Origin of the sequence: Mycobacterium sp. NPDC050441 (genome assembly GCF_040655355.1) — a bacterium.
Taxonomy (GTDB): Bacteria; Actinomycetota; Actinomycetes; order Mycobacteriales; family Mycobacteriaceae; genus Mycobacterium.
Genome location: NZ_JBFAJS010000003.1, coordinates 137552 through 149854 on the forward strand (window position 1 = coordinate 137552; position 12303 = coordinate 149854).

Here is a 12303-nt window from a genome sequence, read left to right on the forward strand (position 1 = left end):
GTCGCCAACCGGTTTTCAAATTGCCCGGGCGGAGCCTCCGGGACGGGCCCCAATCATGGCCATACTAAAAAGTATGGTAACTTTCGGGCCATGACCTCGCCCCCCACCACGGACTGCGCCATCACCGCCGAATTCGTCACCCGACTGGCCGCGCGGGCCGGTGAAGCCGAGGAGTTGCGCCGGCTTCCGGATGCGACAGTGACCGACCTCGTCGACTCCGGTTTCACCGAGCTCCTGGTACCCGCCCGCTACGGCGGTCAGCAGGCTGATTTCGCGGCAATCCTGGATCCGGTACGCCGGATGGCCCACGGGTGCACGTCGAGCGCCTGGACCATCGGCTTCCTGGCCCTGCACAACTGGATGCTCTCGTTGTTCGGCGAGCAGGCCCAGGAGGAGGCGTTCGCGAACCGCCCGTTCCTGGCCCCGGCCCCACTCGCACCGACCGGGCGCGGGCTGCCGGCCGACGGCGGCATCCGCCTGACCGGCAGGTGGTCCTGGGCCACCGGCGTCATGCACAGCAACTGGATCATCGTCGCCGCGCTGTGCGGACCCGACGATGCGCTGTACCCGGCACTGGCGCTGCTGCCGATCGGCGACGTGACCGTGGCCGACGTGTGGCACACCGACGGCATGCGGGCCACCGGCTCCAACGACGCCATCGCCACCGACGTCTTCGTCCCGGAGCACCGGCTGGTGAAGGTGCTCGACATCTACTCGGGTACCGCGCCGGGCGCCGGATTGCACGACAGCGCCGCCTACCGCTGGCCGATGGTGCCCGCACTGGCACTGCTGGCGGCGATGCCCGCACTGGGCAGCGCCGAGCGGGTCACCGAGATCTATGCGCAACGCCTCGGCGAACGCGTGCTGCCCTATGAGGGCGTCATACAGAAGGACAAGCCGATCGCGCAGGCCCACTTGGCCGGGGCGCAGGTTCGAGTGCGGGCCTTGCGCGCCCTGCTGGCCGACACGGTCGGCGAGATCGAGGGCATCGTGGCGACCGGCGACGCGGTGGACAAGCCGGTGCGCGCGCAGGCCCGCCTGGCGGCCGCGCACATCGTCACCGAATCCAAGGCGGTGATCGCCGACCTATTGGGGGCAGGCGGCGCGAGCATTCATTTCCTGTCCAGCCCGCTGCAGCGATTCAAGCGCGATGTCGACGTCCTGTCCGGACATGTGGTGTTCGACTACGACACCAGCCGCGAACTGGCCGGTGCACTGGCGCTGGGGATGAAGATCCCCCGGACCTCAATGATCTGACGGAGCTGAACTGATGCGGACTCTGTGGATAAAGGCCAGCCCGAAAAGGGACGAGCATTGTCCTCACAATTGGCGCAGGCCTATCTGGATGCCGCCGACGGGGTCGGCAAGGTGGAACGGTTCTCGGTGTGGGACGACGACATGCTGCGCTTCGGCCGGCCGGTCGTCTCCTCCCCCATGTGGAACTGGCATGTGCCGCATGCACTCAAGGCGTGGATCGACATCATCGTGCAGCCGGTGGCCAGCTTCACTCTCAACGAGCGTGGTGAACACGTGGGCACGCTCGGCGAAGGGAAGCCGTTGCAGCTGTTGCTGACCCGCAGCAGCGCGTACGACGGGCGCCACCCTGAACTGCAGGATTTCCAGAGGCCGTATCTGGAGTATGTGTTCGGGATGCTGGGCTACCGCGTCGACACCCTCGTCGTGGAGCCCACGACAAGGTGGACACCTGCCGAACGGGAACAGATGCGGACCCAGGCCGTCGAGCGTGCCCGGGAAGTCGCCCGCACCTCCGGGGCTTGACCGGCGCTCAGGTCTGGGCAGGACTGCAGGCCAAAACCTCGGTGATCGCCTCACAGAACGCCGGCAGATCACCGGGGGCGCGGCTGGTGATCAGGTTGCCGTCGACGCAGACCTGCCGATCCACCACGATGGCACCGGCGTTGCCGAGATCCGTACGGATACTCGGATAGCCGGTCAGCGTGCGGCCGCGCACCACGTCCGCCTCCACCAGGGTCCACGGACCGTGGCAGATCGCCGCCACGGGCTTACCGGATTTGACGAAATCGCGGACGAACGCCACCGCAGTCTTGTCGAGCCTCAACTTGTCCGGGTTCACGGTCCCGCCGGGCAGGATCAGCGCGTCGAACTGGTCGACCTTCGCCTCGGCGACCGTGCGGTCCACCGGAAAGGTGCCTGCGGGTTCGAGATCGTGGTCGCGAGCCTGGATCTCGCCGGCTCTGAGCGACAGCAGCTCGACGTGACCGCCCTCGTTCTCGACGGCCGCGCGCGGTTGTTCGAGTTCAATGCGCTCCACACCGTCGGCGGCAAGGATCCCGACCCTGCGGCCTTCCAATTCCTTTCGCATGAGAGTCCTTTCGTTGACACCGACGGGCAGCAGTGAGCTTGGGCGCCCACTCGAGGGCTACCCCGGAAAACGGACTGCAAAACGTTGAAGATCACCTCCTCAACCCCCTTGTCAGTGGCTCTAACAAAAAGTAAAGTCACTTTCAGTTTTCGCCCCGCACCTTCAGGAGTCGAGCATGGAATCTTTCGTCCACCTGCGCAAAGGCAAGACCCCGAAGCGGGTGCATGCCGACCTCGACGGCCTCAAGGACGACGAACTCGGCCGTGGCGGGTTCGTCGGCCGCACCGCCAACATGTATCGGCGCAACGACCCGACCGCCTACCGGACCGTCGGCCCGCTGCGTCCCACCGACGTGTTGTCCAGCGAGCTCAAGCCCAGCGATGCCACCGACGCGCAGGGCGGCCCGCTGCTGATGTTCTCCAACCCCGACTGCCAGGTGCTGCTGAGTCGACGCACCGAGGAGATGCCGTTCTTCGTGCGCTACGTCGACGGCGACCTGCTGTTGTTCGTGCACAAGGGATCTGGCCTGCTGGAGACCGAGTTCGGCCCACTGCGCTACCGCGAGGGCGACTGGGTCTACATCCCCAAAGCCTGCACGTTCCGTCAGGTGCCCGACAGTGGAGCGGACGGGGCGAGCACTTTCCTGATGATCCAGGCCACCGATGATTTCCGGGTCCCGCCGGCCGGCATCCTGGGGCGGCACTTCCCGTTCGATCCGGCGCAGGTCACCATTCCCGAACCGGCGCCGATCGACGACGGCGTCGGGCCGCAGACCGCCGGAGAATACGAAGTCCGCCTCATTCATGACGGCGGTCCGACTTCGCTGTTCTACCAACACAATCCCCTCGACGTGGAAGGCTGGCGGGGCGACAACTTCCCGTTCACCTTCAATATCGAGGACTACACCGTCATCACCTCCGAGAGCGTGCACCTGCCACCGACCGTGCACCTCTTCATGCAGGCCACCGGCGTGTACGTGATGAACTTCCTGCCCAAGCCCGCCGAGAGCGTGCCGGGCACCGAGCGCACCCCGTGGTACCACCGCAACGTCGACTACGACGAGATCGCCTTCTTCCACGGCGGAACGCTGTACGGCATCCCGATGCCGCCCGGCCTGGTTTCCCATGCACCGCAGGGTGTTCACCACGGGGCACCTGAGAAGGCGCGGGAACGCGCCCGCCGCAAGTTCGACGACTACGACCGGGTCGACTGGTCGGTGATCGCCATCGACACCCGTCGTCGTCTCATCCCGTCCGCCGAAATCCTCGCCAACGACCTGGGGCAGCACTAGACATGACAACAGTTGAAGCACCTGTGAAGCACGAGTACAACCGCATCCCGTATCTGGTTGCCTACCAGAACAACTCGTCGGTGCGCGATGTGTACGGCGGTGTCGCCGAGCTGGTGGTGTTGGAGAGCTACCTGCTGCGCCCCAAGCAGAAGCCTTCGGACACCGTGCTGGTGTTCATGCATCCGATCGGCGGCGGCGCGTACCTGCCGATGATCAATGCGCTGGCCCGTGCGGGACACCATGTCATCTACTGCAACAGCCGGTTCCGCGGCACCGACTCGGCGCTGCTGATGGAGAAGGTGGTCGAGGATCTCGGCGAGTGCATCAAGGATGCCAAGAACCGTCTCGGCTACGACAAGGTCGTGCTGGCCGGATGGAGCGGCGGCGGATCGCTGTCGGTGTTCTACCAGCAGCAGGCACAGAACCCCACGGTGACTGCCAGCCCCTCCGGGGACGGGCCGGATCTGACCAAGCTCGGCTTGATCCCGGCCGACGGAATCATGCTGCTGGCCGCACACATCAGCCGACACGGCACCATGACCGAATGGATGGACGCGTCCATTATCGATGAGAACGATCCGTCCAAGCGGGACCCCGAACTGGATCTCTACAACCCGGACAACCCCAACCAGCCGCCCTACACGCCGGAGTTCTTGGAGCGTTACCACCAGGCCCAGATCGCCCGGAACCGGCGAATCACTGTGTGGGTCAAAGAAAAGCTAGCGGAGCTGTCCGAAATGGGGCGGCCCGATGACGAGTTCGCGTTCGTCGTGCACGGCACGATGGCCGACCCGCGCTGGCTGGACCCGAGCGTCGATCCCAACGAGCGCACCCCTGGCACCTGTTATCTCGGCGATCCTCAGGTGGTCAACATGAGCCCGGTCGGACTGGCGCGGTTCTGCACCCTGCGCAGTTGGCTGTCTCAGTGGAGCTACGACGACGCGAACGGTGACGCGGTCAAGGCCGGGCCGGATATCGCGGTACCCGCCCTGGTGATCGGCAACCTGGCCGACGACGCCTGCACGCCCAGTCACACCCGCCGGTTGTACGAGGCGATCGGTCATTCCGACAAGGAGATGCACGAGATCCCCGGCGCCAACCACTACTACTCGGGCCCGGACCAGCGCGACACGCTGCGCCAGGCCGTCACGGTCTGCACGGATTGGCTGCACCGGCACGGATTTTCACTGGACCCGGCATGACGACAGGCGCATTGGACGGGGTCCGGGTGATCGAACTCGGCACCCTGATCTCCGGGCCGTTCGCCGGCCGACTGCTGGGCGACATGGGCGCCGAGGTCATCAAGATCGAACTGCCTGCCACCCCGGATCCGCTGCGCACCTGGGGTCAGGCCGAGCTCGACGGGCACCATTTCTTCTGGACCGTGCACGCCCGCAACAAGAAGGCCGTCACCCTGGACCTTCGGACCGCCAAGGGCCGCGAGTTGTTCCTCGAACTGGTCGAACGGTCCGACATCATCGTGGAGAACTTCCGCCCGGGCACACTGGAGAAGTGGGACCTGGGCTACGACGTTCTGCGCAAACGCAATAAGGGCATCATCCTGGTCAGGGTGTCCGGTTATGGACAGACCGGACCCGACGCAGGCAAGGCCGGTTACGCCTCGGTGGCTGAGGCGTCGAGCGGGTTGCGCCACATGAACGGGTTCCCGGGCGGTCCCCCGCCGCGGCTGGCCCTGTCACTGGGCGACAGCCTGGCCGGCATGTTCGCCGCCCAGGGCGCGCTGGCGGCCCTGTACCGCCGGACCGTCACCGGCGAGGGCCAGATCGTCGACACCGCGTTGACCGAAAGTTGCCTGGCCATACAGGAATCCACCATCCCCGACTACGACGTCGGCGGCGTGGTGCGCGGGCCGTCGGGCACCCGGCTGGAAGGCATCGCGCCGTCGAACATCTACCAGAGTGCCAACGGCAGCTGGGTGGTGATCGCGGCCAACCAGGACACCGTGTTCCGCCGGCTGTGCGCGGCGATGGACAGCCCGGAGCTGGCGACCGACGATCGATTCGCCAATCATGTTGCCCGGGGCCGCAATCAGGACGAGCTGGACAAGATCATCGGCGATTGGGCGGCGCGCCGGCAGCCGGAGGAGATCATCGAAACCCTGTCACAAGCCGGAGTGATCAGCGGGCCGATCAACACCGTGGCCGAGGTCATGCAGGATCCGCAACTGCAGGCCCGCGGCATGCTCGCCGACCATTGGGACGAACGGGTGCAACGCAATGTCAAGGGCCCCGGCGTCGTCCCGGTGCTCTCCGAGTCACCTGGCACGATCCGCAATGCCGGCTCAGCCCGGCCCGGCCAGCACAACGAAGACGTGTACGGCGGCCTGCTCGGGCGCAGTGCACAGGACCTGGAAACACTGCGCGCCGAGGGGGTGCTGTGACATGACGAACGCTGAGACGACCCTGCCCAACAAGGTCGATATCCGCGAGGTGTGCCTGCGGGACGGCCTGCAGATCGAGACGCCGATCCCGTTGTCGGCCAAGGTTGCGATCCTCGAGGCCATCGTCGCCACCGGAGTACGGGAGGTGGAGGCGACGGCGTTCGTCTCCCCCTCGAAAGTGCCGGCCCTGGCCGACGCGGCCGAACTCGCCGCAGAGCTGCACCGGTTTCCAGATGTGGAGTTCTCCGCCCTGGTCGCCAGCCCCAACGGCGCCAAACGCGCCATCGCCGCCGGCCTGCGTTCCATCGAGTACGTGGTGTCTGCCTCCGACGCCCACTCCCATGCCAACGTCGGACGCACCTCGGCGGAGGCCACCGCACAGATCGCCGACATCGTGGCCATCGCGTCAGACAGCGGCACCTCGGTCGAGGTGATCGTCGCCACCGCGTGGGACTGCCCGTTCGACGGCCCGACCGATCCGCAGCGGGTGCTCGACATCGCCTCGGCCGCCGCCGGTTTCGGGGTCAGCCGGATCGCCATCGCCGACACCATCGGCACCACCACCCCGCGCCGGGTGAGCGCATTGATCGCGCAGGTCCGACCGCTGATCGGTGACCTGCCGCTGGGCGCGCACTTCCACAACACCCGCGGCGCGGGCCTGGCCAGCGCCTACGCGGCCGTGCAATCCGGGGTCACCCGCCTCGACGCGTCGGTCGGCGGATTGGGTGGCTGCCCGTTCGCCCCAGGCGCAAGCGGCAACATCGCCACCGAAGACCTGGTCTACATGTTGCGCGACAGCGACATCGCCGTCGACGTCGACCTGCCCACCGCGATCGTTGCCGCACGCGTCGCGCAGGAGGCCGTGGGCCACGAGCTTCCCAGCGCACTGCTGCGGGCCGGCGACCGGATCTTGAACTGAGACGTCGATGACCGCTGCCGAGCTGGGTACCAAGGGCCGCCAGACGCGGTCGGCGATCGAGCTTGCCGCTCGAAAACTATTTGCCGAGAGGGGTTTTCACGGCACTACCCTGTCCGACATCACCTCGGCCGCGGGCAAGAGCCCGGCGGTGTTCTATCGGTACTTCACCGACAAGGAGGATCTGCTGGCCGCGCTGGCCGAATCGTTCCTGCACGACGTCGTCGAACCGTCCGGGCTGAACCTGCACCTGCCGGATTCCCCGGAAGACACCGAGTTCTTCACCACGGTGGTCACCGGCTACTGGAACATCTTCAAACAGAACATCGGCATCATGATCGCGGTCGCCCAGTTGGCCGCCACCCAGCAGCGATTCGCCGACGTACAGAACAAGTTCCGCCGGTTCGGCATCGACATCGTCATCGCGTCGGTGCATCACGCGCAGGACCAGGGCCATGCTCAGGGACTGCAACCCGAACACGTGGGGGCGGCCATCGCCTTGCTGTTCGAGAACTTCACCACGGTGTTCGTCGGTCAATCGGGGCTCGGCATCGAGATCAGCGATACCGAGGCCATCACCACCCTGTCCACAATCTGGAAGAAGACCCTGTACGGCTTCTGATCCGAGAAAGAGAGATCACAGTGGATTTCGCTTTGCCCGAACATCTTTCGGATGTGCTTGCCGAGATGGACGAGTTCATCGAGGCCGAGATCAGGCCGCTTGAGCGCGAACACATGCAGTATTTCGACCAGCGCCGCGAATACGCCCGCACCGACTGGGAGAACGGCGGGGTACCCGCCCGGGCCTGGGAGGATCTGCTCGACGAGATGCGTCGACGTGCCGATGCCGCGGGTTGGCTGCGGTACGGGCTGCCTGCCCGGTTCGGCGGACGCGACGGCAGCAACCTGGACATGGCCGTCATCCGGGAACACCTGGCGCACAAGGGTCTGGGGTTGCACAACGACCTGCAGGACGAGTCCTCGATCGTCGGGAACTTCCCGCAGGTGATCATGATGGACCGCTTCGGGACCGAGGCCCAGAAGGCTGACTGGGTCGAGGCGATGCTCACCGGCAAGCGTTCGATGGCGTTCGGGTTGACCGAGCCCGACCACGGTTCGGATGCCACCTGGTTGGAGACCACGGCGGTACCCGACGGGGACGGCTGGATCATCAACGGTCGCAAGCGGTGGAACACCGGGGTACACCGTGCCACTCATGATCTGATCTTCGCCCGGACCTCCGGCGAGCCCGGACAAGCCCGTGGCATCAGCGCATTCCTGGTGCCCACCGACGCGCCGGGATTCACCGTCCCGTTCTACTGGTGGACGTTCAACATGCCCACCGATCACGGTGAGGTGGAGCTGAAGGACGTCCGGGTGCCGGCCGATGCGGTGCTCGGCGAAGTCGACCGGGGCCTGGAGGTCGGGCAGACCTTCCTGCACGAGAACCGGATTCGTCAGGCCGCCAGCAGCCTGGGTGCCGCCCAGTTCTGTATCGACCGCGCCGTGGACTACGCCAACCGGCGCATGGTGTTCGGTAAGCCGCTGGCGGTGAACCAGGCCGTGCAGTGGCCGTTGGTGGAATTGCAGACCGAGGCGCAGATGGTCCGGTTGCTGGTCCGGTATGCCGCAACGCAGCTGGACCAGAACCACCACATGGAGGTTTCCGACAAGGTCTCGATGGCGAATTACCGCGCCAACCGTCTGGTGTGTGAGGCCGCCGATCGGGCCATGCAGGTACACGGCGGCATCGGCTACAGCCGTCACGAGCCGTTCGAGCACATCTACCGCCACCACCGGCGGTACCGGATCACCGAAGGAGCCGAGGAGATCCAGATGCGCCGAGTGGCGCAGCGGCTGTTCGGGTTTGGCAAGGCCAAGCGGTGACCAGCCTGTCCCGGCCGGCCGATCTGCTCACCCCTCGGCTGGTCGATGTCCTCACCCCGGTGCTCGGCGCCGGTGTCGCCGTCGAGAATCTGCGCGAGCTGACCGGCGGAGCCAGCCGCACCACCTGGTCGTTCGATGCCGTCACGGACTCGACTCGGCGCGCCCTGATCCTGCGTACCGGCGCGCCCGATGAGGTGCACGCCGGGATGGAACTGGAGGCCGGTGCACAACGGGCGGCGGCGCTGGCCGGCGCGCCGGTCCCCCCCGTGCTGGTCGCCGACGATTCCGCTGCCGCCCTGGGTGATCCCTTCCTGATCTGTGACTTCATCGGTGGCGAGACCATCGTGCGGCGGATTCAGCGCATGCTCGACGACGCCGGCCGGGCACGGTTGCTCACCCAGTGCGCGCAGGCGCTGGCCGCCATCCACCGGGCCGAGCCGCCGGCGCTGACGGGCCTCGCGGAGCTGGACCAGGTGTCGCAGTGGCGTGAGCAACTCGACGAGATGGGCGATACCACAGCCACTTTCGAATGGGTGTTTCGCTGGCTGGACGCCAACCGGCCGCCCGCGTCGCCACTGCGGCTGGTGCACGGCGACTTCCGGATGGGCAACGTGATCGTAGACGGCTCCGGCCTGGCCGCGGTGCTGGACTGGGAGCTGGTGCACCTCGGCGAGGTGTACGAGGACCTGGCCTGGTTCTGCATCCGGGCCTGGCGGTTCGGGGCACCGGCCGACCTCGGGGCGGGCGGGCTCGGCAGCATCGAGAGCTTCCTGAGCGCCTACGAGAAAGCCGCCGGGCAGACACTGGACCGGTCGGCGATCCGCTGGTGGCTCGTGCTCGCCACGTTGCGCTGGGGCGTCATCTGCCGCTACCAGGCCGAGCGGCATCTGAGCGGGCAGACCCGATCGGTGGAGCTGGCAACCATCGGCCGTCGGGTGTGCGAAACCGAGTGGGACCTGTTGTGTCTGCTGGACGGGAGCAGCTGGTGAGCAACCTGTACGGACGACCGAGCGCGGCCGAACTGGTGGCTGCGGTGGCGGAGTTCCTCGACACCGAGGTGCGCGACAGCGAGACGGTCGCAGCGCCGGTCAAATTTCAGGCTCGCGTCGCCGCCAACGCGTTGCGCATGGTGGAGCGCGAACTGCTGGCCTCCGACACCCCTGCTGCGGCCACCGCCCCGTTTGCGGCGCTGGCCGGCATCGGCTTCACCGACGAGGCCGCGCTCGCGGCGGCGATCCGTGCCGGCGAACTCGACGACCGGGCCGATGACGTCACCCCCTGTCTGCGCGTCCTGGTGCGTCAACGGCTCGCCGCCGCACACCCGGGCTACGACGAGCCGTGAATCCGTCAAAGTCTGCGGATCCGGGCCAGCCAGGCCGGCTCGTCCACGCGGGCCCCGACCGGCTCGCCGAGCACGTCGGCATGCGCCGTGCCCACCACACCGCGGTAGGTGGTGGTCTCCAGAGATTCCAGTTCCCAGCCGTCGGAGAAGGCCTGCCGGATCACCTCCTCGCTGACCTGGGGTCCGAATCCGCGGCCCGCGTCGGAAAGCGCCAGCACGTGCACCGTCGCACCCGGCCGGCAGGCTCGGTGCAGGCTGGCGACGTAGCGGTGGCGGTCGGCAGGGTCGCCGAAGACATGGAACAGCGCACTGTCGACGATGGTGTCGTAGCGCGGGTCCGGCGACTCCCCGAGGCGGGTCGCGTCGGCCACTGCGAAGTACGCGTCGATTCCCCGCTGCGCGGCATTCTCGCGGGCTTGAGCGACAGCATGTTCGGAGAAGTCGATTCCGAGTACGTCGTATCCCAGTCGGGTCAGCAACATGGTGTGTTCACCGGTACCGCAGCCGACGTCGAGCACCTTGCCGCGCAGGCGGCCGGCGCGTTCCAACTCGACGATCGCCGGCTGCGGCTCGCCGATCACCCACGGTGCGGTGCGGTGCTCGTAGGCTTCGTCGAACAGGGAGTGCGCGGGTGTGGAGTTCATGATTCGAGTCTGAAACCTCAATAACCATTGAGGTCAAGCCCTGTCCGAGGAGGCCGATGATATCCCCAGCCGACACCCAGGTCATCGATGACGTCGCGCACCGGTTGTTCGACGCGATCGAGCGCGGAGACAAGGCCGGGGTAGCCCGGCTGTGGGCCGATGACGTCGCGGTATGGCACGCCGGCGACTCCCGGGACAACGACCACACCCGCGCGTTGAAAGTCATCGACTGGTTCATCAACGCCACCGGCGAGCGCCGCTACGAAGTGCTGGACCGGCAGTTCTTCGACGGCGGATTCGTCCAGCAACATGTCCTGCATGCCACCGGACGCGACGGTGCATTGATCGCCCTCCGGGTGTGCATCGTGATCAAAGTGGGTACCGACGGTCTGATCCACCGCATCGACGAATACTTCGATCCAAAAGACATCGCACCCTTGTTCACCTGACCCGAGCCGACAGAATGCCGACTGAACGGAGATGCCATGGCTACGATCCCTGACATCCTGACCACGCACGCCGGAAACTGGACCCTGGTCCCAGACCGGTCCCGAGTGACGTTCCGGAACAAGACGCTGTGGGGCCTGGCCACCGTCACCGGGCGGTTCACCGAGTTCACCGGTGAGGGCAGGGCCGATGACGGGGTGACCGGCCGCGTGGTGATCAAAGCAGCGTCAGTGCGCACCGGAATCGGCAAGCGTGACGCGCATCTGCGGTCGGCCGATTTCTTCGATGCCGAGGCTCACCCCGATATCGCCGTTCAGGTGACAGGTTTGGATCCGTCGGACGAAAGCGCGCGATTGACGACGGTTCTTACGGTCCGAGGCGTATCGCGAACCATCGAGTTGCCGGTCGACGTGCAGATTCTCGACGACGGTTCACTGCAACTCTCCGGCTGGTGCTCGGTACAGCGGGCCGACTTCGGCGTGTCGGGCGACCTACTCGGGATGGTGGGTCCGACGACGATCCTCTCGGGTGAACTGGTGTTCACCCGGGACTGATGCGCCACAACAGAATTCGCTGAGTTGTCCGGCCAACGGCGTCGCGCGCAGTAGCATCGGCACCATGGCCGGCCCAGCGCCGCTGCGCATCCTGGTGTACAGCGACAACCCGCGCACCCGCGAACAGGTACGACTCGCACTGGGCAAACGCCTGCACCCGGAACTGCCGGAACTGGCGTACGTGGAGATCGCCACCGCACCGATGGTGATCTCGCAGATGGACGCCGGGGGTATCGACCTGGCGATTCTCGACGGGGAGGCCACGCCGGCCGGGGGCATGGGAGTGGCCAAACAGCTCAAGGACGAGATCACCGATTGCCCGCCGATCCTCGTGCTCACGGGGCGTCCCGACGACGCCTGGCTGGCTAGCTGGTCACAGGCGGAGGCCGCCGTGCCACACCCGATCGATCCGATCCGGCTGGGCGATGCCGTGGTGTCTCTGCTGCGCACCCCAGCTCAGTAAATTTTCTGCGAATT

Annotated in this window: 15 protein-coding genes; 13 read left to right on the top strand and 2 right to left on the bottom strand. The window is 66.5% G+C overall.

Annotation, left to right across the window (positions count from 1 at the left end):
* Positions 1–90: 90 nt before the first annotated feature.
* Both AB0I14_RS09655 and AB0I14_RS09660 read left to right on the top strand, forming a co-directional pair.
* Positions 91–1257, top strand: coding sequence for an acyl-CoA dehydrogenase family protein (locus tag AB0I14_RS09655; RefSeq protein ID WP_358019468.1), 1167 nt, complete (start codon positions 91–93; stop codon positions 1255–1257).
* A gap of 57 nt (positions 1258–1314) precedes the next feature.
* Positions 1315–1779 (top strand): NAD(P)H-dependent oxidoreductase, encoded by a 465-nt coding sequence (locus AB0I14_RS09660; RefSeq protein ID WP_358019471.1) that lies wholly within the window; start codon positions 1315–1317, stop codon positions 1777–1779.
* Between the two features lie 7 nt (positions 1780–1786).
* Here AB0I14_RS09660 and AB0I14_RS09665 read toward each other — a convergent pair whose 3' ends face one another.
* Positions 1787–2344, bottom strand: coding sequence for a type 1 glutamine amidotransferase domain-containing protein (locus AB0I14_RS09665; protein WP_358019474.1), 558 nt, complete (start codon positions 2342–2344; stop codon positions 1787–1789).
* 175 nt (positions 2345–2519) lie between these two features.
* Here AB0I14_RS09665 and AB0I14_RS09670 point away from each other — a divergent pair, with 175 nt between their 5' ends.
* Genes AB0I14_RS09670 through AB0I14_RS09705 form a run of 8 tightly spaced genes read left to right on the top strand, consistent with a single transcriptional unit; the run spans position 2520 to position 10181 of the window.
* Positions 2520–3635, top strand: a complete 1116-nt coding sequence (locus AB0I14_RS09670) for a homogentisate 1,2-dioxygenase (RefSeq protein WP_358019477.1) — start codon at positions 2520–2522, stop codon at positions 3633–3635.
* Between the two features lie 2 nt (positions 3636–3637).
* Positions 3638–4837 (top strand): alpha/beta fold hydrolase, encoded by a 1200-nt coding sequence (locus AB0I14_RS09675; protein WP_358019480.1) that lies wholly within the window; start codon positions 3638–3640, stop codon positions 4835–4837.
* Positions 4834–6036: a CoA transferase gene (locus AB0I14_RS09680; RefSeq protein WP_358019483.1), complete on the top strand. Its 1203-nt coding sequence runs from the start codon at positions 4834–4836 to the stop codon at positions 6034–6036. Before AB0I14_RS09675 ends, AB0I14_RS09680 begins: the two co-directional genes overlap by 4 nt.
* Position 6037: 1 nt before the next feature.
* Positions 6038–6955 carry a hydroxymethylglutaryl-CoA lyase gene (locus AB0I14_RS09685; protein ID WP_358019486.1) on the top strand — a complete coding sequence of 306 codons (918 nt, stop codon included), beginning with the start codon at positions 6038–6040 and terminating at the stop codon, positions 6953–6955.
* A gap of 7 nt (positions 6956–6962) precedes the next feature.
* Positions 6963–7574: a TetR/AcrR family transcriptional regulator gene (locus AB0I14_RS09690; RefSeq protein WP_358019489.1), complete on the top strand. Its 612-nt coding sequence runs from the start codon at positions 6963–6965 to the stop codon at positions 7572–7574.
* A 20-nt stretch (positions 7575–7594) separates the two neighbouring features.
* The gene (locus tag AB0I14_RS09695; protein WP_358019492.1) at positions 7595–8839 is read left to right on the top strand and encodes an acyl-CoA dehydrogenase family protein; all 1245 of its coding nucleotides are present in this window, start codon (positions 7595–7597) and stop codon (positions 8837–8839) included.
* Positions 8836–9828, top strand: coding sequence for a phosphotransferase family protein (locus tag AB0I14_RS09700; RefSeq protein ID WP_358019495.1), 993 nt, complete (start codon positions 8836–8838; stop codon positions 9826–9828). The genes AB0I14_RS09695 and AB0I14_RS09700 overlap by 4 nt, the downstream gene beginning before the upstream one ends.
* Entirely contained in the window at positions 9825–10181 is a 357-nt protein-coding gene (locus AB0I14_RS09705; RefSeq protein ID WP_358019498.1) for a DUF6285 domain-containing protein, read from the top strand. The genes AB0I14_RS09700 and AB0I14_RS09705 overlap by 4 nt, the downstream gene beginning before the upstream one ends.
* A 5-nt stretch (positions 10182–10186) precedes the next feature.
* Here AB0I14_RS09705 and AB0I14_RS09710 read toward each other — a convergent pair whose 3' ends face one another.
* Complete coding sequence (locus AB0I14_RS09710; protein WP_358019501.1) at positions 10187–10825, bottom strand: class I SAM-dependent methyltransferase; 639 nt, start codon at positions 10823–10825, stop codon at positions 10187–10189.
* Positions 10826–10884: 59 nt separating this feature from the next.
* Between AB0I14_RS09710 and AB0I14_RS09715 the strand changes: the two genes are divergently transcribed.
* The 3 genes from AB0I14_RS09715 (at position 10885) to AB0I14_RS09725 (ending at position 12289) form a co-directional block, all read left to right on the top strand.
* A complete protein-coding gene (locus AB0I14_RS09715) occupies positions 10885–11274 on the top strand; it encodes a nuclear transport factor 2 family protein (RefSeq protein ID WP_358021185.1) in 390 nt (129 codons plus the stop codon).
* Between the two features lie 36 nt (positions 11275–11310).
* On the top strand, positions 11311–11826 hold the full coding sequence (locus AB0I14_RS09720; RefSeq protein ID WP_358019504.1) for a YceI family protein: 516 nt from the start codon (positions 11311–11313) through the stop codon (positions 11824–11826).
* A 64-nt stretch (positions 11827–11890) separates the two neighbouring features.
* On the top strand, positions 11891–12289 hold the full coding sequence (locus AB0I14_RS09725; protein ID WP_358019507.1) for a hypothetical protein: 399 nt from the start codon (positions 11891–11893) through the stop codon (positions 12287–12289).
* Positions 12290–12303 lie beyond the last annotated feature (14 nt).

Coding starts and splice junctions, on each gene's coding strand:
- AB0I14_RS09725 (WP_358019507.1), top strand. CDS start 11,891: ATGGCCGGCCCAGCGCCGCTGCGCATCCTGGTGTACAGCGACAACCCG.
- AB0I14_RS09690 (WP_358019489.1), top strand. CDS start 6,963: ATGACCGCTGCCGAGCTGGGTACCAAGGGCCGCCAGACGCGGTCGGCG.
- AB0I14_RS09680 (WP_358019483.1), top strand. CDS start 4,834: ATGACGACAGGCGCATTGGACGGGGTCCGGGTGATCGAACTCGGCACC.
- AB0I14_RS09675 (WP_358019480.1), top strand. CDS start 3,638: ATGACAACAGTTGAAGCACCTGTGAAGCACGAGTACAACCGCATCCCG.
- AB0I14_RS09655 (WP_358019468.1), top strand. CDS start 91: ATGACCTCGCCCCCCACCACGGACTGCGCCATCACCGCCGAATTCGTC.
- AB0I14_RS09670 (WP_358019477.1), top strand. CDS start 2,520: ATGGAATCTTTCGTCCACCTGCGCAAAGGCAAGACCCCGAAGCGGGTG.
- AB0I14_RS09685 (WP_358019486.1), top strand. CDS start 6,038: ATGACGAACGCTGAGACGACCCTGCCCAACAAGGTCGATATCCGCGAG.
- AB0I14_RS09665 (WP_358019474.1), bottom strand. CDS start 2,344: ATGCGAAAGGAATTGGAAGGCCGCAGGGTCGGGATCCTTGCCGCCGAC.
- AB0I14_RS09710 (WP_358019501.1), bottom strand. CDS start 10,825: ATGAACTCCACACCCGCGCACTCCCTGTTCGACGAAGCCTACGAGCAC.
- AB0I14_RS09720 (WP_358019504.1), top strand. CDS start 11,311: ATGGCTACGATCCCTGACATCCTGACCACGCACGCCGGAAACTGGACC.